Source organism: Bartonella sp. AA97HXZ (assembly GCF_042196985.1).
GTDB lineage: Bacteria > Pseudomonadota > Alphaproteobacteria > Rhizobiales > Rhizobiaceae > Bartonella.
In genome coordinates this window covers 257,594-283,790 of the sequence record NZ_JBHIRC010000001.1, presented here as the reverse complement: position 1 = coordinate 283,790, position 26,197 = coordinate 257,594, and the positions used below count along the sequence as shown (strand labels likewise).

Sequence of the window (26,197 nt, the reverse complement as noted above, 5' to 3'; positions counted from 1 at the left end):
TTTTTACTCATTATTTTCCCTCTTTGTATTAAGAGAAAGAAAATCGGCGAACATAAATGCCCGCCGATAAAATTAAATTTACTTAAGTTCCACCTTAGCACCGGCAGCTTCAAGTTGAGATTTAATTTTTTCTGCTTCTTCTTTAGAAGCAGCCTCTTTAATAGGCTTAGGTGCACCTTCAACCAGATCTTTAGCTTCTTTAAGACCAAGTCCAGTAAGAGCACGAACTTCCTTAATAACATTAATTTTTTGTGCGCCACCTTCAACAAGAATAACATCAAATTCTGTTTTTTCTTCAGCAGCTGGAGCAGCAGCACCAGTAACAGCAGCGACAGCTACAGGAGCAGCAGCCGAAACTCCCCACTTTTCTTCAAGTAACTTAGAAAGCTCAGCGGCTTCCAAAAGGGTTAGATTAGAAAGGTCTTCTACGATCTTCTCTAGATCAGCCATTTTTAAATTCCTTCAATTAAAAGATTTGAACCATTATTAAATCTTATTCAAAAAAACAGAAAAGCATTAAAGCTCTTCCATAAACGTGAATACAAACAGCCTTAAGCCGCCTTATCCTCCTGAGCATATGCTCCAATGACACGTGCAACCTGACCAGCAGGGGCATTAACAACCTGTGCAATACGGGTCGCAGGGGTAGAAATCATACCCACAAGTTTTGCACGCAACTCGTTTAATGAAGGCAATGAAGCCAATGACTTCACAGCATCTACAGTTAAACTTGTTGCACCCATTGAACCGCCAAGTATGACAAATTTGTCATTGCTTTTCGCAAAATCAACAGCAACTTTCGGTGCTGTGATTGGATCTTCTGAATAAGCAATAAGTGTTTGTCCAGTAAACAAACCCACTATCGATTCAGATTCCGTGCCCTGAAGAGCGATTTTAGCAAGACGGTTTTTGGCGACCTTAACGGCACCGCCAGCTTCACCCATTTTCGAACGCAGATCATTCATCTGTGAAACTGTCAGACCGGAATAATGTGCAACAACAACAGAACCAGACTTCCGAAAAGCCTCGTTAAGCCATGTAACAAATTCGCGTTTTTCCGCTCTATTCACTGTCTCTCTCCATTTAACAGATTTGCTTAAAACAAACCTGTTGGTTACCTTTGATAACATAAAATACTTCATGTCACCGATGAGGATCCTGTCCCCTTTTTTACGCACAGCGTTCAAAGGCAACCTTGGCTCAAACCCTTTAAGTCTTTTAACTCTCAGTTTTTACCCCAGTCTCATGCAGGTTTTTTTGATTAAGATACTTAAAAGCATCACCTACAATCTCGGACAGGATATTCCGGAATTTCTCCCGGTACAACCTAAGCCCTATAAAGCTTAGATAGCGAGCTGATCAAAATCAGCATTTTAAATACAATTTTGATATTCCCATACCCCAAAACAAAATTATAAATCAGCTTATACTAGCTCTGAACGAACCGTTGCTGGATCAACTTTAACACCAATTCCCATAGTCGACGAAACAGCAACGCGCTTAATATACTCACCTTTTGCACCTTGCGGTTTGGCTTTAATAACTGCACTTGCAAAGGCTTTTATATTTTCTACGATTTTTTCAACACCAAAAGAAGCCTTACCAATACCAGCATGCACAATACCAGCTTTTTCCACACGAAACTCAACAGCACCACCTTTAGAAGCTTTGACAGCACCGGCGACATCAAGTGTTACAGTACCAACTTTCGGATTCGGCATCAAACTCCGTGGACCAAGAATCTTACCAAGACGACCAACAAGAGGCATCATGTCTGGCGTTGCAATACAACGATCAAAATCTATAGTCCCTCTATTAACGCTTTCAAATAAATCTTCGGCACCCACAATATCAGCTCCTGCCGCCTTAGCTTCCTCAGCCTTATCCCCACGAGCAAAAACGGCAACACGAATATTTCTCCCTGTTCCATTAGGCAAATGAGCAACGCCTCGAACCATTTGATCAGCATGACGAGGATCAACACCCAAGTTCATTGAAATTTCGATTGTTTCATCAAACTTAGCAACGGCACGCTCCTTAACCATTGAAACGGCATCTTTTAAAGCGTAAAGTTCATTAAAATCAATATCTTTTCGGATATTTTTTATTCTTTTTGCTACTTTTGCCATAATATTAGCCCACCACTTCCAAGCCCATCGAGCGAGCAGAACCTTCAACCATACGCATTGCTGCCTCAATGTCATTCGCATTAAGATCTTTCATCTTTGATTCCGCAATCGAACGAATTTTATCGCGAGAAATGCTTCCTACAGACACTTTACCAGGCTCTTTTGAGCCAGATTTCAGATTTGCTTCCTTCTTTAAAAAGAATGATACAGGAGGCGTCTTGAGAGAAAAGGTGAAAGACTTATCTTGGTAATACGTAATAACAACTGGAATCGGTGCCCCCTTTTCCATTTCTTGTGTCGCTGCATTAAACGCCTTACAAAATTCCATGATATTAATACCACGCTGCCCAAGAGCTGGACCAATTGGTGGAGATGGAGTAGCAGTTCCTGCAGGGACCTGCAACTTAAGCTGACCTATACTTTTTTTTGCCATAACAATCTGCCTTTAATTTCACTGGTATACTGACAATTCATCTTGCCCGTCACCCGCTTGCAGTCACGTGGTTCGGATCATTAAGCCGACAAAAGCTATAAATCACCTCCCACTCCTTCCTTAAAGTAATTAAAACTACTCTAAGTTTAATCAGAGTTTTTCAACCTGACCAAATTCCAAATCAACAGGCGTAGGACGCCCAAAAATAAGCACCTCAACCTTAAGACGAGAGCGCTCTTCTTCAACCTCTTGAACAATTCCATTAAACGAAACAAAAGGACCATCAGCAACGCGAACTTGCTCTCCAACCTCAAACAATACAGAGGACTTTGGAGACTCAACCCTTTCCTGAACTTGTTTGAGAATTTGCTCAACCTCTCGATCAGAAATAGGAACAGGACGCGCATCCGACCCTAAAAAACCTGTCACTTTAGGCGTATTCTTAATAAGATGATAAACTTCATCTGTTAACTCAGCACGAACAAGAACATAACCAGGAAAAAATTTTCGCTCAGTATCAACTTTGCGTCCACGACGTACCTCTACAACACGCTCTGTTGGAACAAAAATCTTTTCAAAAAGATGATCAAGTCCCTTTTGCTTTGCCTCCTTATCAATAGCTTCCGCTACTTTCTTTTCAAAATTTGAATATGCCTGAACAATATACCAACGAGCTGCCACAGTCACATTTCCTTACATTCTCAACTAAAAAGATATTTCAGAAGATCAATAACCCGCCAAACACCAAAATGCATAACCTGATCCACAATAAAAAAGAAAGCTGAAGCCAATGCAGTTACCAACAAAACCATAATAGTAGAAATAACCGTCTCACGACGTGTAGGCCATTTCACTTTAATTGTTTCTGCATAAACCTGCTTCAAAAAGGTAATCGGATTGGTTTTAGATGCCATCGTCACACTATACTCTCTCTAGTCCTATTGTGTTTTATAGAACAAAATAAACAGGAAAAAAATGCAAAAGCCAACTTTCAGACTTATGCAATTTCCTTACTTTCTATTCAATACCGTTTCACACACAAAAAAACAAGCCCCATATCAAAAAAAGCGAAAAAGGTAGCAAAATCCACTCCCTTATATGTAAAATCCCTCTTTGGCAGGGGCAGCAGGACTTGAACCCGCGACCTGCGGTTTTGGAGACCGCCGCTCTACCAACTGAGCTATACCCCTAACTCTCAAAACTAAAACACTTTTAACACCCCTTTAACAAGCATTATTTATTCAATGATCTTAGAGACGATACCGGCACCAACAGTACGACCACCTTCACGAATAGCAAAACGAAGTTTCTCTTCCATCGCTATCGGAACGATCAACGAAACATCCATCGCAACATTGTCACCTGGCATAACCATTTCCGTTCCTTCTGGAAGCGTAACAATACCTGTAACGTCCGTCGTACGGAAGTAAAACTGAGGACGATAATTTGTAAAAAATGGCGTATGACGTCCACCTTCATCTTTTGTCAAAATGTAAGCTTCTGCTTTAAAACGTGTATGAGGCGTAACGGATCCTGGCTTCGCCAATACTTGACCACGCTCAATCCCTTCACGATCAACACCACGTAGAAGAGCTCCTATATTATCACCCGCTTGACCTTGATCTAAAAGCTTGCGGAACATTTCAACACCTGTAACCGTCGTCTTAGATGTTGGACGAATACCGATAATCTCGATTTCCTCTCCAACTTTAATAACACCACGCTCAACACGACCCGTAACAACGGTTCCACGACCCGAAATCGAAAATACATCTTCTATCGGCATCAAAAATGGTTGATCAACAGGACGTTCAGGGGTTGGAATATAATTATCAACTTCACTCATTAAAAGACGAACAGCATCTTCACCAATGCTTTTATCCTTATCTTCAAGAGCTGCCAACGCAGAACCCTTAACAATTGGTATATCATCACCTGGGAAATCATACTTGGATAAAAGTTCCCGAACCTCAAGCTCTACAAGCTCCAAAAGTTCTGCATCATCAACCTGATCAACTTTATTAAGAAAAACAACAATTGCTGGAACACCAACCTGACGCGCAAGCAAAATATGCTCACGTGTCTGAGGCATTGGACCATCAGCTGCTGAAACAACCAAAATAGCACCATCCATCTGTGCTGCCCCTGTGATCATGTTTTTCACATAATCAGCATGTCCTGGACAATCAACGTGCGCATAGTGACGATTTTCCGTTTCATACTCAACGTGTGCTGTAGAAATAGTAATTCCACGTGCGCGCTCCTCTGGCGCAGCGTCAATTTGGTCATAGGCTTTAAATTCACCAAAATATTTCGTAATCGCTGCTGTCAACGAGGTCTTCCCATGATCAACGTGACCAATCGTACCAATATTAACATGCGGTTTTGTTCGTTCAAACTTGCTCTTCGCCATTGCTATTAATCTCTTGTTTTATTCCCTATTTTTGTTAGCACCTAGGGTCAGTCCTGCAAAAACGAGTCTGACCAGACTGTAAACAGCCCAATCACCACAACTCTTAGACGGAAAACCCCACCAAATCTATAAATGGAATATCCTCCATCATACCTATTTGCCCAATCACCAACAACCACTTGGAGCGGGTAGCGGGAATCGAACCCGCATATTCAGCTTGGAAGGCTGCTGCTCTACCATTGAGCTATACCCGCATGACCCACGTACTAACTCTCCTTCGATGAATGGTGGAGGGGGTTGGATTCGAACCAACGTAGCATACGCAACGGATTTACAGTCCGCCCCCTTTAACCACTCGGGCACCCCTCCATTACACCGATAAAGTCGCGCAATGAGACATCACGACAACCACCTTGAATACCCATTCAATTCAATCTGATTGCGAAGTGGTTATGACGATTACTATTGTATCTGTCAACAGAATAAATACAATTCTGTACAAATTTCCTGCTCATAATTTTAAATCATAGATTTTTTCTCTCTATTTTTCTTATTAACACGTTATAAAGAAGCTATGAAAGAAAAAACATCACAAAATTCTCATTATGCTCGTTTGCGTCGCCGATATCGCGATACAAAAGGCTCTCCTTCTCGATCTTTTACACACCCAAAGAAGAAAGCTGCTTCTTTACAGCAAGAGATCATCCATCTTTATGGCATTCATTCTGTTCAGGCTGCTTTAGAAAACCCAAAAAGAATTTTAAAATGTCTTTACGTTACACAAAATGCCTTAAAACGATTAAATATATCCGAATCAGATTATCCTTGCTCTGTTATATTATGCACCCCCAAATATCTTGATTCGCTTGTTGGAAGTGAGGCTGTTCATCAAGGTATTGTTTTGGAAACTCTCCCCCTCAAACCATGCAAACTGTCGGAACTAACCAATACTGATCTGGTCATTGTCATGGATCAAATTACCGATCCACATAATGTTGGCGCTATTATGCGCTCTGCAGTTGCATTGAAAGCTAAAGCACTTATTACAACTTGCCGTCACTCTCCCCACGAAAGCGGTGTTCTTGCGAAAGCGGCATCTGGAGCTCTGGAGATGATTCATTATATTACCGTACGAAACCTTGCTGAAGCTCTTCAAGAACTTCATCAAACAGGTTTTACAAGCTTTGGTCTCGATTCAGAAGGTGACCAACCTCTAGAAACAGCATTAACAGGGAATAAAATTGCTCTTGTTTTAGGAGCAGAAGGTAAAGGTTTACGTAAAAAAACACGCGAAACCGTTTGCGCTTTAACACGCCTTGACATGCCTGGAAATATTAAATCATTAAATGTTTCAAATGCAGCAACAATAGCTCTTTATGTGGCACATCAATATCTTAGATTCTAGTTTTTAATTTTTTGTGAAACATCAAAAAAACCAACCAACAAAAAACCCGCAAAAAACCCGCCAATATGAGCTTCCCATGCTATTGAGATGCCATTTTCTTCAAACAAAATAGAAGAAATACCTATGATCAAATCAGTCGTCAGCCATACACTCATATAAACAAGAACCCCCTTAGAACACAGAGCTTTTTTGACAGATAATAAAGGTCCTAAAAGTTTTTCGTTCTGCGCATTGACAGCTAGATTACCACTAGGAAAACCGTAACGTGCAATAGCACCCATCATTCCAGATACGGCACCTGACGCCCCAATAAGTGATATGGTACTTTCTTGATGAAATGTAAAATAAGTCAAAACAGAAATAACTGCCGTTAACACCCAAAAAATTAAAAAACGTAAAACACCAAAATGCCTTGCTAAAGGAGAGCCGAAAACCAAAAGCCAAACCATATTAAGAGCAACATGTTTAAAACTACTATGCATAAATGAATAACTCACCATGGTATAACAAAATGCTACAGGATCCCTCTTAAACAATGCTGGTATAAATGAAAAAAGCTCAAGACTTTCAACATAAACATGATGAGAAAAAAAATACTGAGAAATGCAATAAAGACAAAAACAAAATGCTATCAAAACAACTATAATAAATGGAACATTCAATAAGGGTTCTTTAGGTTGTTTTGGCAATCGGGAAACATCATTATGTTGGTGACTAGAAACTTTCATTGTATAAAATCTCGTATTTTTTAGAAAATGGGTTATTCTTTTATACAAAATAAATATACCATTCCCAGTGATGCAGAATCTTTTCAACGCCTCTTCGAAGCCCCTTTTTAAATTTTCAATAGCTCTATATGAAAACACGTGTATTTTATACAAAAGATTTTAAAAAGCATGGATATCAAGAATATGATTTACAAACTTAGTGGTATCCTACTTACTTAAATGTGAAGTTACCATGCAATATACAAGAACTTACGAATAGACAAACTCACTTATGAGGTGGTGTATAATAAAAATATATAAACATTATTTTCTTACTAGAAATATATTGATTATTGCATTTTTTAACCAAGCTATACTTCGATTGATAAACTTTAAAGAATCTTAAATCTCAATTTTTCCATTAATATGGCCTGCATTGCTTCTATGCTTTGAACGAAAAACGACATCTCTATGAGAAAAATACCAATACAGTGTTCTCTAGATATAATAATTAGTGTTTCATGATGAATTACTTACTTGATAATCTGTTTCCCTCATACATGCAAAAGCGTCAGTTCATCTCTTTAACAAATATAAACAAGCCTTTCATTTCAACCTTTAACAGATATAATTCAAGAACTGTCTCTTATGAAACACTGAAAAAATATGTTGATTCTAATGATGCATCTTTGAATTTAAACAGTTCATGACGGAATTTTTTATTCCTTTTTTAGACAGTCGTATTGACACATCCGACACTTGTAACGCGCAAGAGAATAATTTGGATTATTCAATATAAAAAAAATTAAATGAGGTAATCATAGGAATTTGCTATTAAGTTGTAAAATGATAAAGGACCATTATAAATCAATGTATTATAAATAGATAACACACTAATTATTGAAGAGAACGATCTTGAGAATTCTGCTTGCAATCCTTTAACCACACATCATAAATAGGATGCTCAACAGCGTTCAAACCAGGACTATCTGCAAACATCCATCCTGTAAAAATACGCCGTATTTTTTTATCTAATGTTACTTCATTGACTTCAACAAAACCAGTTGTACGCGTGGGTTCATCTTTAGAGCTCGTATAACACGCACGTGGTGTTACCTGTAATGCGCCGTACTGATAAATTTTACCAAGAGTAACTTCAAAACGTGTGGTCCGTCCCGTGATTTTGTCAAGACCTGCAAAAACAGCAATTCCATTGCTAATACGCTCAGCCCGCACCCCATTATTTAAGGATAAAAACACTAAAATTTCCATAAAAAAAATATAAAAAAAATGCCTCGCCCCTAACAATAAAAAAAATCTCATCATATCAAAATCAATCGCACCTTAAAAAATAATTCTTTTCATAACATAGAGTCAAATAAGACAAAAATACACACGCACATTAAAACATGTTATTTTTTAGGTGACCACGCATCATAATCTTCATGCACACAAGAACGCTCTCCATTGGAGGTGATAGCTCCCTTTGGTCGATAGCCCTCACTTGTTCCTGTCATATTTGCAACATGAGGCTTTTCCCATTCATAAGGATGATAATCCTCTTGTGTTGGTGGACACTCACAGCGATGATGAATCCAGCCATGCCAACCTGGTGGAATAGTAGAGGCCTCAGAATAGTCTTTATAGATAACCCAACGGTGCGGATAACCATCCTTATGAAGTCCTCCTTCATAATATATATTTCCAAATTGATCTTCCCCTATCCGCTTACCTTTGCGCCATGTGAAAAAACGCGTACCAATGGTATTGCCATTCCACCATGTGAAGATTTGCTTAAAAAAACGAACCATCTGCTATTCCATTCATTTAGTGCGCTCATGAAATTAATCGTTGGAATAAAATTATTAACGATTGAAATTATCGAAAAAGTTACTAGTAAATTCAACTACAATTCCAATTGATAGGTTAACGTGCTATCCTTTAATTTCAAGAAGATATCATATGTATGGCTTCTTCTCCACCCCATAAAATTTAATCTATGCCAAGTTTCATCTTAACCAATTCATTAACAGCTTGGGGATTTGCCTTACCACCTGTTACTTTCATTACCTGTCCAACAAACCAACCAGCTAAAGCAGGTTTGTGCTTTGCTTGCGCAACTTTATCAGAATTATTGGCAACGATCTCATCAACAGCTCTTTCAATAGCCTTTGTATCCGTTACCTGCTTCATATTTCGTTCTTCTACAATTTGGCGTGCATCTCCCCCCTCATTCCAAATAATCTCAAAAAGATCTTTGGCAATTTTTCCAGAAATAACTCCTTCTTTTATAAGATCAATAATGCTTCCCAATTGATTTGGCGATACTGGTGACTCTTCAATCTCACGATTATCTTTATTTAAAGCCCCTAAAAGGTCGTTAATCACCCAATTGGCAACTATTTTTCCATCACGCCCACGTGCTACTTCTTCAAAATAATCAGCAATAGCCTTTTCTGTCACAAGAATGGAAGCATCATACACTGTCAATCCCATTTCCTTAACAAAACGTGCTTTTATAGCGTCAGGCAATTCTGGTAAGTCCGCTGCCAAAGCATCCACAAATGCTTGATCAAATTCTAATGGTAAAAGATCAGGATCAGGAAAATAACGATAGTCATGCGCTTCTTCCTTTGAGCGCATAGAGCGCGTTTCACCTTTAGCGGCATCAAAAAGCCGAGTCTCTTGATCTATGACGCCTCCATCTTCTAAAATTGCGATCTGACGACGCGCTTCATATTCAATTGCTTGACCAATAAAGCGAATAGAATTAACGTTTTTAATTTCACAGCGCGTTCCAAAACCTTCACCAGGACGACGAACAGATACATTGACATCTGCACGCATAGAACCTTCATCCATATTGCCATCGCAAGTGCCCAAATAACGAACAATCGTACGCAATTTTGTCATATAGGCTTTAGCTTCATCTGATGAGCGCATATCAGGCTTGGAAACAATTTCCATAAGAGCAACACCAGAACGATTAAGATCTACAAAAGACATCGTTGGATGTTGATCGTGCATCGATTTTCCAGCATCCTGTTCAAGGTGCAACCTCTCAATTCCCACTTCAATATCCTCAAATTGGCCATTTGAATCTGGACCAACAGATATAATAATCTTTCCCTCTCCTACAATGGGATAGCGAAATTGAGAAATCTGATACCCCTGCGGTAAATCTGGATAAAAATAGTTTTTGCGATCAAAAACAGATTTTAAATTAATATGCGCCTTTAATCCTAACCCCGTTCGAACCGCTTGACGAACACATTCTTGATTAAGAACAGGCAACATACCTGGCATGGCTGCATCAATAAGTGATACATGATTGTTCGGCTCTGCACCAAATTTGGTTGATGCTCCTGAAAAAAGTTTCGAATTTGATATGATTTGCGCATGAACTTCCATGCCAATGATGACTTCCCAATCACCTGTAACTCCAGAAATAAAACGCTTAGAATCAGGAGTACGCGTATCAATGATGCTCATTGCCAATCCACTACCAATATTTTAAAATTCACTCATGGCTTATCTAAAACCATTCTCTCAGTGCAATCCTAGGATATAAATCTTACAACACAAGCCCGATTTTATCGGGCTTGTGTTGTTTGCATAAATATTAAGCTTTTTTAGGAGCCTTTTTCTTAGCGGGTTTTTTCTCTGTAGACGTTTCTTTCACTGCAGACTTTTTCTTTGCCGGCTTTTCTTCAGGGACATCTAATTCGTCATATTCTTTCATCAACTCTTCAACCGTCACTTCTTTATCTGTGACTTTTATCTGTGCTAATAAATGATCAATGACCTTTTCTTCAAAAATCGGAGCACGTAGATTTTCAACAGCTTCCGGAGTCTTACGGAAAAAATCCATAATCTCTTTCTCTTGTCCTGGATATTGGCGAACCTGATCAAAAACTGCTGCTTTTAGCTCATCCTCACTAACTTTAACACCAACCTTCATTCCAATTTCAGAAAGCACCAAACCAAGACGAACACGACGCTGCGCAAGGACACGATATTCCTCACGTGCCTTTTCTTCTGTAATACCTTCATCTTCAAAACTGCGCCCAGCCTTTTTCAAATCATCATTAACCTGAGCCCATATATTGTTAAACTCAACCTCTAAAAGTTCTTCAGGAATCTCAAAATTATAATCAGCATCTAAAGCATCAAGAATTTGACGCTTAACTTTTTGACGTGTCACTGAACCATATTGGCTTTCAATCTGCCCACGAACGACCTCACGTAAGCGATCTAGAGACTCTAAACCAACTTTTTGCGCTGCTTCATCATCAATTTTTAATTCATCTGGTTTAAAGACAGCTTTGACAGTAATGTCAAACTCTGCTTCCCGTCCCGCCAAATGTGCCGCACTGTAATTATCAGGAAATTTAACAAAAATCGTTTTTACATCCCCAGCTTTCACACCAACCAATTGCTCTTCAAAACCAGGAATAAATTGTTTTGACCCAAGAATCAGTTGTGCATCACTATCTGCCCCACCTTCAAATGGAACGCCTTCAAGCTTACCTTGATAATCTATGGTAATGCGATCACCTTCTTCAGAATTCCCCTCTTTTAGAGAATAATTACGCGTAGAAGAAAGGACGCGATTGACTTGATCATCAATATCCTGTTCAGGAATAATTGCAATTTCACGGATAACCGTAATATGTTCAAAATCTTTAATGTCAATTTTTGGTAAAACTTCATACTTTAAACTAAAAGTAAAATCAGCTTTGCCATCTAGAATTTTTTCATCTTCATCTATATCAATTTTTGGCTGCATCGCTGCACGTTCATTGCGGTCCGCTAAAATAGAACGGGGTGCATCACTGAGTATCTCATTGAGAATCTCCGCCATAAAGGATTTACCATACATTTTTCGCAAATGCCCACTAGGCACTTTACCGGGACGAAAACCATTAAGCTTGATTTTTCCCTTGGTATCATCCAATCGTTCATTCAACTTTTCTTCTAAATCTTTCGCTGGAACCACGATCTTAATTTCGCGCTTCAGTCCTTCATTAAGCGTCTCGGTAACCTGCATTAAACACCTTCATTTTTCTAAGGAGAGGGATCAACCCACTCTAATAATCATTACATTCTAACACTTCGAGTGTTACATTTACCATGAAGCGGAATTTCAGACACGTAGAAATCCGTAGCACTTAAGGGATTGCTTTGGTGCGGATGGAGGGACTCGAACCCCCACGGTCTCCCGCCAGAACCTAAATCTGGTGCGTCTACCAATTTCGCCACATCCGCTCAAACTTACAAGCTAATAACCTTACACAAGCGGCGTTTCTATACCATTAATTACAGAAAAAAAGCAAACAAATATATTAAAAAAAACAAAATCTATGCTTTTCATACATAACTGCTTACGCTAAAAGTCAATTATGTTAAAGACATTTGATATCCCAATTCATATCATCGGTGGCGGTCTTGCGGGGTGTGAAGCAAGCTGGCAAATCGCTCAGTCAGGAATTTCTGTTGTTTTGCATGAAATGCGACCTGAAAAAAAATCAGATGCCCATAAAACCGATAAATTGGCAGAACTGGTTTGTTCAAATTCGTTTCGTTGCGATGATTCATTAACAAATGCCGTAGGGCTTTTACATGCTGAAATGCGATTAGCAAAATCGTTAATTATGAAAGCTGCTGATACCAACAAAGTTCCCGCAGGTAGTGCTCTTGCTGTTGACCGTGATGGATTTTCAAAAACCGTTACGACAGCACTTGAAAACCACCCTCTTATAACAATCAAACGTGAAGAAGTTCAAGAAATTCCTAAAGCTTGGAAACATGTTGTCATTGCAACAGGCCCCCTTACATCGCCTGCACTTGCTCAAAAATTACAAGCAATAACCGGTATAAAAGCTCTTTCTTTTTTTGATGCAATTGCACCTATTATCCATACCGACAGTATTGATATCAACATTTGTTGGTATCAGTCTCGCTATGATAAAATTGGTCCTGAGGGAACAGGAAAAGACTATCTTAATTGTCCCCTCAACAAAGAACAATATGAAACATTCGTTGAAACGTTAAAAAATGCTGAAAAAACAGAGTTTCGTGACTTTGAAAAAACGCCCTATTTTGATGGATGCCTCCCCATTGAAATTATGGCTGAGCGCGGACTTGAAACGTTAAGACATGGTCCTATGAAACCTATGGGCTTAACTAATGCCCATAACCCTACAGTTAAACCCTATGCTGTCGTTCAATTACGCCAAGATAATAAACTTGGAACGCTTTATAATATGGTCGGCTTTCAGACAAAATTGAAATATGGTGAACAAATTCGCATTTTTAGAATGATTCCCGGTCTTGAAAAAGCAGAGTTTGCGCGTCTTGGTGGTCTTCACCGCAATACCTACCTCAACTCGCCAATTATTCTTGATCAAACCCTTCGTTTAAAACAAAAAAAACAACTACGCTTTGCAGGGCAAATTACCGGATGTGAAGGTTATGTAGAATCAGCGGCAATAGGGCTTCTTGCTGGACGTTTTGCTGCTGCCGAATATCATCATATTTCCCCTTGCCTACCCCCACAAACTACAGCATTCGGAGCCCTTTTGAATCATATTACGGGGGGACACATCATAGATGAAAAAGCAGAAACACAGTCTTTTCAGCCAATGAATATCAATTTCGGACTTTTTCCCCCTATTGCTTCTATTAAACATTCAGGGAAACGTTTACCAAGTAAAGAAAAAAAATTAGTAAAAAAACAAGCCATAACAGCGAGAGCTCTCAATGATTGTACTCAGTGGTTAGCAAATAAAGAATCAAAGAGCTCCTGTTTATAAAAAACACACGATTCGCCTCTCTCCTACTGAATAGATCTTTATAACTCTCGTGAAAAAATCATTCTAAAGCCTTTTAAAGACTGTCTCCCCCAATCAATAAATACTACCCTACGTTTCATCATTTATTCAATTATGTAGATGCTGTAAAATAACTTTTGGCTATAAAAAAACTTTACCACTATCAATAATTTAATATGATTTAATGACTAAAAACAAAATAATTATATAAATATATTATGAATAATCAAAATAAATAAATGGAAATACACAAGTAATACTGTACTATCTTTATTAATAGTTTTTATATTACGTAATGTATATTATTTTATAAGAGTAATTTTTCTGTTTTTTAACTTCCTCCCTCAAAATTTGTGATGTTCTCTTATTTTAACTCTTGTATGATGAAGGAAAAATACTCGCTTGCATATCACAAGTGAAATAAAGATATGGAAAAAATATTTGTAGGATAGAGCTGGAGCTATCTCTCCCCTCTCAAATGCCAAGAAAAATCCCAATATTAAAAACCAAATCTGAATATCAAAAGATTTTTTTATTTCAGGATCTTATAATAAATCAATAAAATTATCCTCTTGGTGCGTCACAAGAAAGGTTGGCGTATAAGAGTAAAAGAATAAAACTATCCCTTATGCACTCGTCTCAGATATCTGGGGCTAGTCGCAACATTATAGGAACTGAGAAAATAGATAGCACGGTGGCACCAACATGCACTTTTATTAAGCGTAAATGGTGATATATAATAACTTTTATGGACTTTACAGAGTTTTCCGCCTCATGTTATTTACGGATCTTGTTTTGAAATAAATACCGTAACACTTCAGCGTAATAAAAGTTAATAATTACATTTTATAAGCCATACCCGCGCTCAATTAAAACAGTGCAATATTTCATTGAAAATGACTAAAAACAATATATTTCCAGCAATACATGAAAATAAAAATATCGCAAGGATCTCAAAGTTTTATGTGAAAAACAAGCATAACACATGTGTTAAAAAAACCCGCTTATAAATAAATCGGGTTTTTTTAATGTAGCTTAAATTATTTTTTATTAACTGCTTCTTTAAGGCTTTTTCCTGCAGAAAATTTGGGTACAGAACGTGCTGGAATATCGATTTCAGCACCAGTTGAAGGATTACGCCCCTTTGTTGCAGCACGATGAGAAACTTCAAAAGTGCCAAAACCTGGAAGACGAACATCTCCCCCTGAAGCCAAAGCTTCTGTTACAGAAGCCATAAAAGCATCAACAACAGCACCAGCTTGCGCTTTCGAAACACCTGCCTTTTCAGCAACGGAGCTAACGAATTCACTTTTATTCATAAAATATTTCCTTTCCCTATATTACCTGAACATGACTTAATCATGTTATTGGTCAGTTTATTGAAAAGTACAGCAAACAGAAGTCTTATTTTTATCCAAAACATTGTTTTTTTAGCAATAATCACAGTTATTCACGGAATTTTTCACTTTTTCCAACAAAAAACAGAATAATAACCTCAACAACATCTTCTACCACCTAAAAAATGCCGTTATAAATGAGATAAGTGAATCAGTGCGCAATCTGTATTCCTTCACTATCACTGCTCTCTGACCGGATTGGCACAGCCCCTGTAGAGGGTTCTTTCCATTCAATAGTGTCTGGAAAACGAACCAAAGCGTGTTTCAAAACTTCACTCACATGATTTACCGGAATAATTTCCATATTATTTTTGACATCATCAGGAATATCAACCAAATCTTTTGCATTTTCTTCAGGAATAAGTACTTTTTTTATCCCTCCTCGAAGAGCTGCTAAGAGTTTTTCTTTTAATCCACCAATGGGTAAAACGCGTCCACGTAAAGTAATTTCACCAGTCATTGCAATATCTTTATGCACAGCTACTCCTGTAAGGACCGAAACAATTGCTGTCACCATTGCAATCCCAGCCGATGGGCCATCTTTTGGTGTCGCACCCTCTGGAACATGAACATGGATATCGCGTTTTTCAAAAAGTGGAGGTTCAATACCAAAATCAACAGCACGAGAACGTACATAAGATGCTGCCGCTGAAATGGACTCTTTCATAATATCACGTAAATTTCCAGTTACAGTCATCTTCCCTTTGCCGGGCATCATAACTCCTTCAATAGTCAATAACTCTCCACCGACTTCTGTCCACGCAAGACCTGTTACAACACCAACTTGATTTTCTCCTTCAATCTGATTGTAATGATAACGTTTAACACCCAAGAAATCATGAATATTACTTTCTGTAACTTTTACAGATTTTTGATGTGTTTTGAGAATTTTTGTAACGGATTTGCGGGAAATTTTCATGAGTTCACGTTCAAGGTTACGAACGCCTGCCTCACGTGTATAAAACTGAATAATTGACCTTAGTGCTCCATCAGAAATACTGAGTTCTTTTTTAGATAAACAGTGATCTTTTAGTGCCTTTGGTAAAAGATGCTGTTTAACAATTTCCATTTTCTCACATTCAGTATAACCAGCGATACGAATAATTTCCATACGATCCATTAACGGACCTGGAATATTAAGCGTATTGGCAGTTGTGATAAACATGACATCAGAAAGATCATATTCAACTTCCAAATAGTGATCAATGAATGTACCATTTTGTTCAGGATCAAGAACTTCTAATAAAGCGGATGAAGGATCACCACGAAAATCTTGGCCCATTTTATCAATTTCATCAAGCAAGAAAAGCGGATTAGATTTTTTTGCTTTTTTCATAGACTGGATAATTTTCCCAGGCATCGAGCCAATATATGTTCGGCGATGTCCACGAATTTCTGCTTCATCTCGGACACCTCCCAATGAGATACGAACATACTCACGTCCCGTTGCCTTTGCAATAGAGCGCGCTAATGATGTTTTCCCTACACCTGGAGGACCTAACAAACAAATAATGGGACCTTTTATCTTTGACGCGCGACTTTGTACGGCCAAATATTCAATAATTCGCTCCTTAACTTTTTCAAGACCAAAATGTTCATTATTCATGACCTTTTCAGCAAAATCTAAATTGTTTTTAATCTTAGATTTTTTACCCCAAGGCATTGCTAATAACCAATCAAGATAGTTACGTACAACTGTCGCTTCTGCAGACATAGGAGACATATTCCGTAATTTTCTCAATTCTGCTCCAGCTTTTTCCTGTGCTTCCTTGGATAGTTTTGTATTCTTGATACGTTCTTCTAATTCAGAGAGTTCATCTCGGCTATCATCACCTGCTCCTAACTCTTTTTGAATAGCCTTCATCTGCTCATTGAGATAATATTCTCGTTGGTTTTTTTCCATTTGCCGTTTAACATGCGAACGAATACGTTTTTCAACCTGCAAAACAGAAATTTCTCCTTCCATGAAGGACAAAACACGTTCAAGACGGGCCCGCACAGGTAAGAGCTCTAATATTTCCTGTTTTTCTGCCAGTTTAATCATCAAATGAGAAGCAATCGTATCGGCAAGCTTAGAAGGATTATCAAGCTGGCCAATCGCATTCACAACTTCAGGAGAGATTTTTTTATTAAGCTTTACATAGTTTTCAAAATAAGTAATCACTGACCTTGAAAGAGCTTCAATCTCAACATCACTCTCTCTAGGTTCTTCTGTAACAGTTGCAAAAGCCTGATGATAACCTTCACTTAAAGCAAATTGACTAATTTTTGCACGTGCAGTTCCTTCAACCAAAACCTTTACAGTACCATCAGGAAGCTTTAAAAGTTGAAGAATATTAGCAAATGTACCAATATGATAAATATCCTCTGATTTTGGATCGTCATCAGAAGCATTTTTTTGTGTCACCAATAGTATTTGCTTATCAACCGCCATCGTTTCTTCAAGAGCACGAATTGATTTTTCGCGGCCCACAAAAAGTGGAACAATCATATGGGGGAAGACAACAATATCACGAAGAGGTAAAACAGCATAAACCCCATCTCTTACTTCATCTGTCTTTTCATCAATATATTGCATAACTCTCCTTTCTGGAGCCTATGAGCTATCTACAACAATTAGCCCACCTTTAGAAAATCTCAGCTCTTCACTGTACATGAAGTGGTAATTACTCATACATAAATCAAGCATTATAATGATATTATTAGAAACACCTATCAAATACCGTTCACTACCACCTTTTATATTGTGCATCGCACAATGTCATGCTGATACATTTTCTTTATCTTCTGCACGTTCTGAGTAAATATAAAGAGGACGCGCTTTACCATCAACGACATCACTCGAAATAACCACTTTTTGAACGCCTTCAAGAGCCGGTAGCTCAAACATCGTCTCAAGAAGGATCTTCTCCATAATAGAACGTAAACCACGAGCACCAGTTTTACGTTCAATTGCTTTCTTTGCAATAACACGTAAAGCATCTTCATGAAATGCTAACTCAACATTCTCCATTTCAAAAAGACGCTGATATTGCTTTACTAACGCATTTTTAGGTTGGGATAAAATTTGCATGAGGGCGTTAACATCTAAATCCTCTAAGGTAGCGACTATAGGAAGCCGCCCAATAAATTCTGGTATTAAACCAAATTTAATAAGATCTTCAGGCTCTAAATCACGAAAAATTTCACCGACACAACGCTCATCCGGAGCCTTAACAGTCGCAGAAAAACCAATAGAAGTTTTTTCACCACGCCCTGAAATAATCCGTTCTAAACCTGCAAAAGCTCCCCCACAAATGAATAAGATGTTTGTGGTGTCAACCTGAAGAAACTCTTGTTGCGGATGCTTACGTCCACCTTGAGGAGGAACAGAAGCAATCGTTCCTTCCATAATTTTTAATAATGCTTGCTGAACTCCTTCCCCCGAAACATCTCTTGTAATAGAAGGATTGTCTGCTTTACGAGAAATCTTATCAACCTCATCAATATAAACAATACCACGCTGCGCACGTTCAACATTATAATCTGCTGCTTGAAGAAGCTTCAAAATAATATTTTCAACATCTTCTCCCACATAACCCGCTTCAGTCAAAGTGGTCGCATCCGCCATCGTAAAAGGCACATCAATAATACGTGCTAATGTTTGTGCAAGATAAGTTTTACCACAACCCGTTGGACCAACAAGAAGAATATTTGATTTAGCCAACTCAATATCATTGCTTTTAGACTGATGCGCCAACCGTTTATAATGATTATGAACAGCAACAGAAAGAACACGCTTTGCATGTTGCTGACCAATAACATAGTCATCAAGAACTGTTATAATTTCCTGTGGCGTAGGAACACCATCACGCACCTTAACCCCAGAAGACTTATTTTCTTCCCGAATAATATCCATGCAAAGCTCTACACATTCATCACAGATAAATACAGTAGGCCCCGCAATGAGCTTACGCACCTCATGCTGACTCTTGCCGCAGAACGAGCAATAGAGAGTATTTTTTGATTCGTTCCCGCTATTGCTAATTTTGCTCATTTTTCTTTCCTTTCACCACAATATATGAACACTTTGCCTTTTCAAAGGAAGCCTTTCATCATGAAAACTAAAAGACATATAGAAAACCATGCATGTCTCAATACTTTTAGGTGTTTCTCTTATTTTGCGATATTTTTTATAAAACTCTTTGATTTAAAGTAGCTGTTTTTTCTATAAAAATTCTTAATCTTTTTCTTCTTTTTCAGTTTCTGCACGGTATTGTATAACATCATCAACTAAGCCAAACGCTTTGGCTTCTTCTGCTGTCATAAAATGATCGCGATCGAGAGTTCTCTCTATAACCTCATAATCTTGACTCGTATGTTGAACATAAATTTCATTTAAACGCCGTTTCATCTTTATAATATCTTGCGCATGTCGCTCAATATCTGAAGCTTGACCTTGAAAACCACCAGATGGTTGATGCACCATAATACGTGCGTTTGGCAATGTAAAACGATGACCTTTTGCTCCAGCCGTTAATAATAAAGACCCCATAGATGCCGCTTGCCCCATGCAAAGCGTAGAAACAGGAGGGCGAATAAACTGCATAGTATCATAAATAGCCATACCAGATGTTACGACACCACCTGGAGAATTAATATAAAGACTAATTTCTTTTTTAGGATTTTCCGCTTCCAAAAAAAGCAATTGTGCACAAACAAGCATTGCCATACCATCTTCAACAGGTCCATTAATAAAAATAATCCGTTCCTTTAAAAGACGGGAAAAAATATCATAGGCCCGTTCACCACGATTTGTTTGTTCAATAACCATAGGAACAAGGCTTAATGCTGTTTTCATTGGATCACTCATATTTTTACTTTCCGTTCATATAACAACCGCTCTTTACACATTCAATGTTTTTGTCCATATGTTAACATTACTCTCTTGTGCAAGCTACAATCAAGAGATTGTATAAGATAGATTAAAATCTCAATAGTTAAAATAGCAATAATAACTCTACCTAAACAAATGATGAACATCCGGAATGCGAGATACCGCCCAATGGTAAAAACTTCCTTCCTGAGGTCTTTTCGTAGTCTTTGTCTTTCTGTGAATATGAAAACCTATCAAGCGTGAATCTGTAAGCGGCTTTACGCCAAAAGCTGGTTCAAAAATACGTTCAGTTTTTCGCCCAGTCCAATAATAAAAAGTTTCCTTTTCCTTTGCTTCATGAAAAAAACCATATCGTTTTGCTAATCGTGAAATACCATCATTGCCAAATATTGTAACGCCAAGATTTCCCGGTAAAATCGGCATTTTTTTCCTCTTTAACCAGAACGGTCTCCAAACACGACGCTTAAACCCAAGCCAATGAGGAATAATTTCTGCACCTGCCCAATAATCCTCAAATATTTTTATAATAGGGTTATTGGGCGGAAAATAAAGTGCAGAAACGCCTACTCTTGTATTATTTTCTCTTGCCAACCAAACCTTATCCGCATCTGGATGAAATTGTTTAACAAGGTAAACATCTGTATCTAACCAAACACCTTGTTGATATTTCATCAGCATAACACGAAAAAAATCCGAGAACTGAACAATTGTACACCCTAGTTTATCATCAGAAAAATCGGGATCAAGGCGATAAATTGCTGAGTGTGGTAAAATTGATTCGGCTTCATACAGCTCAACACCAGCAGGGAGATTATCTATTTTTTTATCATAACTAAAAAGCTTAACGCGCTGTCCAGTTTTAACCATTGAAGACAAACAAAGCCTATCTACCAATCTTAATTGTCCACTATACCAAAAAGTACAAATATCCATAGATAATACATCAAAAATATTCTAAACTTACGCGAAAGAGTTGTTCAACATCACGAACCCTATCAGCAAGAGCAAAAATCACTATTCTATCACCAGACAAAATACGCGTATCTGCCGAAAGCTGTATTATTGTCTTATTGCGATAAATTGCACCAATTCTCAAACCATCTGATAAATTGAGCTCTGATAATGACTTACCAACCAATGAAGATGTTTGCATCACTTCAGCTTCAATAATTTCTGCTCGGCCATTAAAAACTGAATGAACAGAACGAATACGCCCACGGCGCATTTGTTGCAAAATTCTCGATATTGTAACGCTATGGGGATTAAGATATGCATCCACACCAACAGCACGACTAAATTCTTGATAGGCAACATTATTAATCAATACCATATTGGCTTTGCAGCCCAATCTTTTAGCAATAATAGCGCTTAAGAGATTAACCTGATCTTGATTGGTCAATGTAATCATTAAATCGGACTGATCAATTCCCGCATCTTGAAGAATCACTGGATCTAACACGTTACCGTATAAAACTGTTGTTTTTTCAAGCTGATCAGCAATTGTGAGGGCTCTTTCTCTATGCGCTTCTATAATCTTCAATTTTAATTTATGAAAACGCTTTTCAATAGCCTGTGCAACATAAAGGCCAATGTGACCACCCCCTGCAATAATCATGCGGTGGGCATCTTGTTCTTTATGACCAAAAAGCCCAACAGCACGACGCATCTGTTCACGAGAAACAACAAGATAGGTTATATCACCAACGCGTAGTTGCGTTTCTGAATGTGCAACCAATAATTCCGCGCCACGTTTAATAGCAGTAACCGTCGTATGAAGATCTGGAAAAAGCTCTGTTAATTGACGCAAAGGTGTATTAATAACGGGACAATCTTCCATGCATTCCAAAGCTAGTGCCACAATATCATCATTACAAAAATAAAGAACATCTATTGCACCAGGTAAAGCAATACGGCGCAAAACCATTTCCCCAACTTCAACTTCTGGTGAAATAACCACATCAATGGGAATATTCTCTCTGGAAAAAAGCGTCTTATAACGTGGTTCTAAATAAGATTGTGAGCGAATACGAGCAATTTTTGTGGGCACATTAAATAATGAATGTGCTACTTGGCAAGCTACCATATTAACTTCATCAAACAAAGTGACAGCAATCAACATATCAGCTTTGTCTGCATCTGCAGCCAAAAGAACTTCAGGCCGTGAACCGTGACCAACAAAACCTCTCACATCCAATGTATCGCGAATCTTTTCAATTAATCTCGTTTCAATATCAATAACAGTAACATCGTGATTTTCAGCAGCAAGACGCTCTGCTATCCCATAACCAACCTGTCCTGCTCCACAAATAATAATACGCATCGCTTTAAGAAACTCCAAGCGCTTTAAGTTTACGGTGCAAAGCTGAACGCTCCATGCCTATAAATTCAGCAGTACGTGATATATTTCCACCCAAACGCCCAATCTGCGCCACTAAATATCTTTTTTCAAATAATTCTCGAGCTTCACGTAACGGCAAATCCATTATACTTTCATCTGAATCCATTTGAAGACGTGGCAAAGAATCACTTACTTCACTGGGAAGAAAGTCCGCTGTTATAGGACCATCACCATCCCGCACAAGAATAAGAAGACGCTCAATATTATTACGTAATTGCCGCACATTACCCGGCCAAGCGTGCGTTTGCAAAATAGCAATCACATCATCACTGATTGCACGCGGTTTAATCCCAACCTGCTGTGATATTGTTTTTACAAAATGATGTACAAGTTCTGGAATATCTTCACGACGCGCTGAAAGGGGCGGAACAACAATAGGAACAACGGAAAGACGGTGAAAAAGATCCTCCCTAAAGCGCCCATCAGAAATGAGGTTTTCAAGATTTTGCGCTGTCGAAGAAATGATACGGACATCCACCTTAACACGTTTTGTGCCGCCAATTCTCTCAAATGTTTGCCCCGTTAAAACCCGAAGAATCTTCCCTTGAGTCTCACGCGGCATATCAGCAATTTCATCAAGATATAAGATACCGCCATGAGCTTCCTCTAAGGCACCAATTTTACGCTCTCTTCCCTCCATTTCGCTGCCAAACAGCTCTATTTCCATTCTTTCCGGAGTAATCGTTGCAGCATTTATTGTAACAAATGGCCCATTCGAACGCGTTGAGAGCGCATGAATAGCTCGTGCAACAGTCTCTTTTCCTGCCCCTGAAGGACCTGTTATCATGATGCGACTATTGGTTGGTGCTACTTTTTCTATGATTTGACGCAAATTTTTTATAACTGTCGATTTTCCGAGCAACTCTAATGTCTCGTTCGAACGCTTTCGCAATTCTAAAAGCTCACGTTTTAAATTTGAATTTTCAAGTGTTCTCTCTGCAACCAATACAAGTCTATCAGCTTTAAAAGGTTTTTCAATGAAATCATATGCCCCTCGCTTTATAGCGGAAACAGCCGTCTCAATATTACCATGACCAGAGATCATAACGACCGGAAGAGCCGGATATTGTGTTTTAATTTCATCAAGCAGTGCTAAACCATCGAGACGACTACCCTGTAGCCAAATATCCAAAAAAATGAGCTTTGGAATACGCTCACTAATTTGAGCCAATGCTTCATCAGAGTTACAAGCAACACGCGTTTCATAACCTTCATCATCTAAAATACCAGCAACAAGCTCACGAATATCTGCTTCATCATCAACAATCAAGATATCTGATACCATACTATTCCCCTATCTTATGATTTATGGCTTGTATAATATTACCCTGCTTACCCCCATCCGCTGGAAATATCAAACGGATCATCGCACCACGACCTTCATAAAAACTCTCCGGTGCATCATGAAGCTCCATGAAACCACCGTGATCTTCAATAACTTTGCGCACAATAGCTAACCCCAGCCCTGTTCCTTTTTCCCGCGTTGTTATATAGGGTTCTAATAACTTTTGTCTTTGCTCTTTAGGAAGTCCTTTCCCGTTATCAACAACATCCACAACCACCCATTCTTCCTGACGATAAGAACGGATAAGAATATGACCGTGAATATTTTCCTCTCGCATAACTGAATCTATGGATTCGCTCGCGTTTTTGATAACATTGCAAAAAGCCTGTACAATGAGACGGTTATCAAATGCACCCATAAGTGGTAGAGTTCCTAAATCTTGCTCAAAATGAATATCATGTCGCGTCACCTCTATCAAGAAACATGCTTCGCGCAACAATTCTCGTATATCTAAAATATGCATTTTGGGTTTGGGCATACGTGCAAAAGAGGAAAACTCATCAACCATACGCCCAATATCTCCAACCTGCCGAATAATTGTGTCAATACACCGCTCAAAGACCTCTCTATCTTGTGTAATAGCTTTGTTATAACGTTTACGAATGCGTTCAGCGGATAACTGAATAGGTGTAAGAGGATTTTTAATTTCGTGTGCAATACGCCGCGCAATATCCGCCCACGCCGCTGTACGTTGCGCTGCAACAAGGTCTGTAATATCATCAATTGTTAGAACCCAAGATTGCCCTTGTCCATCATCCTCCTCCATCGTAACTTGGACATTACAGACACGCTCTTTTCCTGCAACGTTTAAAGTGACCTGCTCACGATGGTTTTTACGATCCAATGAACGCACAAACTGAAAAACCTGCCAAATTTCAGCGCTTAAAGATAAAAGACTTTTTCCAACAACGCGCTCTGAGCGAATATCAAACATCGCTTCAATAGACCGATTGATAATGGTGATATCACCATTATCATCTATACCTGCTACTCCCGCTGTTACACCCGATAACACAGCTTCAGAAAAACGCCGTCTTTCATCAATTTGATCACGCACTGCAATCAATTCATTACGCCGACTTTTCAATTCACTGACCATGTAATTAAAAGTTTTGGATAATTGCCCAATATCTCCATCTTTTGCTCGTACTGGCACGAAAATTTCCATATTTCCAGAAGCAACATCATCGGCAGCACTAATGAGAAGACGAATAGGACGTACTAAGCGATCAGCAACAGCAATAGCAGCCCAAATGGCTGATAAGAATAAACTAAAAAAAAGACACAAATAAAGCATACCAAATGCAATCTGTGTCAGCAGGCGATTCTCATTTAAATCACGATAACGATCTGTATTAACTTCTGTCAAACGCAAAGCAGATAAAACACCTTTATCAACGTCACGCACCAAATATAAAAATGTGTTTGGAATATTGGTAAATTTTAAAATAATACCAAAATAATCATGAACGCCTGGTTGAAAAGAAAAAGGTCTCGCACTGGTTGCACGTTCAATAAGATGAGAAGGAGGAATTGGCAGTTTATCTTCATCACCAAGAGCACTCGATACAAAAATAGCTCCACTAGAACTTAACAAAAATGCACCACGCAAATTGCGTCCTAGAGCATGACGCGTCAATTGCATCCTATATTCAGCTGGATTACGTTCTAAGAGTTTTTTGTTATCAAGTGCAAATGCCATCGCGTAGGATAAATTTTTTAAATTTTGGAGCATTTCATCTGCATAAGCATTTGCTAAATCAATAGAAGAGCCCACAATTTGCCGCGTTGTTGTATCAAACCATCGATCAAGTCCCAAATTTAGTGCTGGACCCGATACAAGAGCTACAGCAACAGCTGGCATTGTCGCAACAAGTGCAAACAATGAAATAAGGCGCACATGAAGACGCGATCCTGCACGCCTTGAACGCCAAGCACGAATGATCGGTATCATCTCATAAAAAACGATGACAATAAGCCCTAAAACCCAAAAACTATTAATTCCTATAAGAATAAGGGTTACTGTTCTACTGGGAACAACAGGAGTTAATCCAATAAGAATAATAAATGAAACAGAAGCCGTAAGTAAAGCCAATACAATAATTGTAATCCCTAAAAAAATATATACCTTACTTAAACGATACAACTCATCGTTATAAGTATTTTTATCTATGTCTTGAAGATTCGTCACAGATGTTATATTCGTCATGAGCTTACATACCCTTATCCCATTATTCTCATATAACCTTTTGTAGCAAAAA

The 26,197-nt window shown here is 38.5% G+C and carries 22 protein-coding genes and 4 tRNA genes; 2 read left to right on the top strand and 24 right to left on the bottom strand.

Annotation, left to right across the window (positions count from 1 at the left end):
- Positions 1-78: 78 nt before the first annotated feature.
- From rplL to ACFINE_RS01165, 10 genes are all read right to left on the bottom strand, one after another.
- On the bottom strand, positions 79-450 hold the full coding sequence (gene rplL / locus ACFINE_RS01210; RefSeq protein WP_375620778.1) for a 50S ribosomal protein L7/L12: 372 nt from the start codon (positions 448-450) through the stop codon (positions 79-81).
- Between the two features lie 101 nt (positions 451-551).
- Entirely contained in the window at positions 552-1,070 is a 519-nt protein-coding gene (gene rplJ, locus ACFINE_RS01205; RefSeq protein WP_012755027.1) for a 50S ribosomal protein L10, read from the bottom strand.
- A 354-nt stretch (positions 1,071-1,424) separates the two neighbouring features.
- Positions 1,425-2,129, bottom strand: coding sequence for a 50S ribosomal protein L1 (gene rplA, locus ACFINE_RS01200; RefSeq protein ID WP_375613460.1), 705 nt, complete (start codon positions 2,127-2,129; stop codon positions 1,425-1,427).
- A gap of 4 nt (positions 2,130-2,133) precedes the next feature.
- Positions 2,134-2,562: a 50S ribosomal protein L11 gene (gene rplK, locus ACFINE_RS01195; RefSeq protein ID WP_375620777.1), complete on the bottom strand. Its 429-nt coding sequence runs from the start codon at positions 2,560-2,562 to the stop codon at positions 2,134-2,136.
- 150 nt (positions 2,563-2,712) lie between these two features.
- Complete coding sequence (nusG, locus tag ACFINE_RS01190; RefSeq protein WP_273790740.1) at positions 2,713-3,243, bottom strand: transcription termination/antitermination protein NusG; 531 nt, start codon at positions 3,241-3,243, stop codon at positions 2,713-2,715.
- 20 nt (positions 3,244-3,263) lie between these two features.
- Positions 3,264-3,476 carry a preprotein translocase subunit SecE gene (secE, locus tag ACFINE_RS01185; RefSeq protein WP_273790652.1) on the bottom strand — a complete coding sequence of 71 codons (213 nt, stop codon included), beginning with the start codon at positions 3,474-3,476 and terminating at the stop codon, positions 3,264-3,266.
- A 200-nt stretch (positions 3,477-3,676) separates the two neighbouring features.
- Positions 3,677-3,752 (bottom strand) — tRNA-Trp (locus ACFINE_RS01180).
- A 47-nt stretch (positions 3,753-3,799) separates the two neighbouring features.
- Positions 3,800-4,975, bottom strand: coding sequence for an elongation factor Tu (gene tuf, locus ACFINE_RS01175; protein ID WP_012755022.1), 1,176 nt, complete (start codon positions 4,973-4,975; stop codon positions 3,800-3,802).
- A gap of 180 nt (positions 4,976-5,155) precedes the next feature.
- Positions 5,156-5,229, bottom strand: a tRNA-Gly gene (locus tag ACFINE_RS01170).
- Positions 5,230-5,260: 31 nt separating this feature from the next.
- A tRNA-Tyr gene (locus ACFINE_RS01165) sits at positions 5,261-5,344 on the bottom strand.
- A 205-nt stretch (positions 5,345-5,549) separates the two neighbouring features.
- Here ACFINE_RS01165 and ACFINE_RS01160 point away from each other — a divergent pair.
- Positions 5,550-6,380, top strand: coding sequence for a TrmH family RNA methyltransferase (locus tag ACFINE_RS01160; protein WP_375620776.1), 831 nt, complete (start codon positions 5,550-5,552; stop codon positions 6,378-6,380).
- On the opposite strand, the gene ACFINE_RS01155 is transcribed toward ACFINE_RS01160, so the two are convergent.
- The 6 genes from ACFINE_RS01155 to ACFINE_RS01130 all read right to left on the bottom strand — a co-directional run bounded on the left by ACFINE_RS01155 (position 6,377) and on the right by ACFINE_RS01130 (position 12,355).
- Positions 6,377-7,108 carry a rhomboid family intramembrane serine protease gene (locus ACFINE_RS01155; RefSeq protein WP_375620775.1) on the bottom strand — a complete coding sequence of 244 codons (732 nt, stop codon included), beginning with the start codon at positions 7,106-7,108 and terminating at the stop codon, positions 6,377-6,379. The genes ACFINE_RS01160 and ACFINE_RS01155 overlap by 4 nt on opposite strands.
- 876 nt (positions 7,109-7,984) lie before the next feature.
- Positions 7,985-8,410: a DUF2155 domain-containing protein gene (locus ACFINE_RS01150; protein WP_375620815.1), complete on the bottom strand. Its 426-nt coding sequence runs from the start codon at positions 8,408-8,410 to the stop codon at positions 7,985-7,987.
- A gap of 89 nt (positions 8,411-8,499) precedes the next feature.
- Positions 8,500-8,898, bottom strand: a complete 399-nt coding sequence (locus tag ACFINE_RS01145; RefSeq protein WP_375620774.1) for an NADH:ubiquinone oxidoreductase subunit NDUFA12 — start codon at positions 8,896-8,898, stop codon at positions 8,500-8,502.
- 181 nt (positions 8,899-9,079) lie between these two features.
- Complete coding sequence (gene gatB, locus ACFINE_RS01140) at positions 9,080-10,579, bottom strand: Asp-tRNA(Asn)/Glu-tRNA(Gln) amidotransferase subunit GatB (protein WP_375620773.1); 1,500 nt, start codon at positions 10,577-10,579, stop codon at positions 9,080-9,082.
- A 130-nt stretch (positions 10,580-10,709) separates the two neighbouring features.
- Positions 10,710-12,137, bottom strand: a complete 1,428-nt coding sequence (tig, locus tag ACFINE_RS01135; protein WP_375620772.1) for a trigger factor — start codon at positions 12,135-12,137, stop codon at positions 10,710-10,712.
- A 135-nt stretch (positions 12,138-12,272) separates the two neighbouring features.
- Positions 12,273-12,355 (bottom strand) — tRNA-Leu (locus tag ACFINE_RS01130).
- Positions 12,356-12,489: 134 nt separating this feature from the next.
- Here ACFINE_RS01130 and trmFO point away from each other — a divergent pair.
- Positions 12,490-13,902, top strand: a complete 1,413-nt coding sequence (gene trmFO / locus ACFINE_RS01125) for a methylenetetrahydrofolate--tRNA-(uracil(54)-C(5))-methyltransferase (FADH(2)-oxidizing) TrmFO (RefSeq protein WP_375620771.1) — start codon at positions 12,490-12,492, stop codon at positions 13,900-13,902.
- A 1,058-nt stretch (positions 13,903-14,960) separates the two neighbouring features.
- Here the strand turns inward: trmFO and ACFINE_RS01120 are convergent.
- The 8 genes from ACFINE_RS01120 to ACFINE_RS01085 form a co-directional block, all read right to left on the bottom strand.
- Positions 14,961-15,239: an HU family DNA-binding protein gene (locus ACFINE_RS01120; protein ID WP_375611283.1), complete on the bottom strand. Its 279-nt coding sequence runs from the start codon at positions 15,237-15,239 to the stop codon at positions 14,961-14,963.
- A 229-nt stretch (positions 15,240-15,468) separates the two neighbouring features.
- The gene (gene lon, locus ACFINE_RS01115) at positions 15,469-17,895 is read right to left on the bottom strand and encodes an endopeptidase La (RefSeq protein ID WP_375612894.1); all 2,427 of its coding nucleotides are present in this window, start codon (positions 17,893-17,895) and stop codon (positions 15,469-15,471) included.
- A 183-nt stretch (positions 17,896-18,078) separates the two neighbouring features.
- A complete protein-coding gene (gene clpX / locus ACFINE_RS01110) occupies positions 18,079-19,353 on the bottom strand; it encodes an ATP-dependent Clp protease ATP-binding subunit ClpX (protein WP_273723371.1) in 1,275 nt (424 codons plus the stop codon).
- 183 nt (positions 19,354-19,536) lie between these two features.
- Entirely contained in the window at positions 19,537-20,169 is a 633-nt protein-coding gene (clpP, locus tag ACFINE_RS01105; protein WP_375611281.1) for an ATP-dependent Clp endopeptidase proteolytic subunit ClpP, read from the bottom strand.
- Between the two features lie 147 nt (positions 20,170-20,316).
- Complete coding sequence (locus ACFINE_RS01100; RefSeq protein ID WP_375620770.1) at positions 20,317-21,126, bottom strand: hypothetical protein; 810 nt, start codon at positions 21,124-21,126, stop codon at positions 20,317-20,319.
- A gap of 10 nt (positions 21,127-21,136) precedes the next feature.
- The gene (trkA, locus tag ACFINE_RS01095; protein ID WP_375611279.1) at positions 21,137-22,513 is read right to left on the bottom strand and encodes a Trk system potassium transporter TrkA; all 1,377 of its coding nucleotides are present in this window, start codon (positions 22,511-22,513) and stop codon (positions 21,137-21,139) included.
- A gap of 4 nt (positions 22,514-22,517) precedes the next feature.
- Complete coding sequence (locus ACFINE_RS01090; protein ID WP_375611278.1) at positions 22,518-23,876, bottom strand: sigma-54-dependent transcriptional regulator; 1,359 nt, start codon at positions 23,874-23,876, stop codon at positions 22,518-22,520.
- A gap of 1 nt (position 23,877) precedes the next feature.
- Positions 23,878-26,145: an ATP-binding protein gene (locus tag ACFINE_RS01085; protein WP_375611277.1), complete on the bottom strand. Its 2,268-nt coding sequence runs from the start codon at positions 26,143-26,145 to the stop codon at positions 23,878-23,880.
- Positions 26,146-26,197 lie beyond the last annotated feature (52 nt).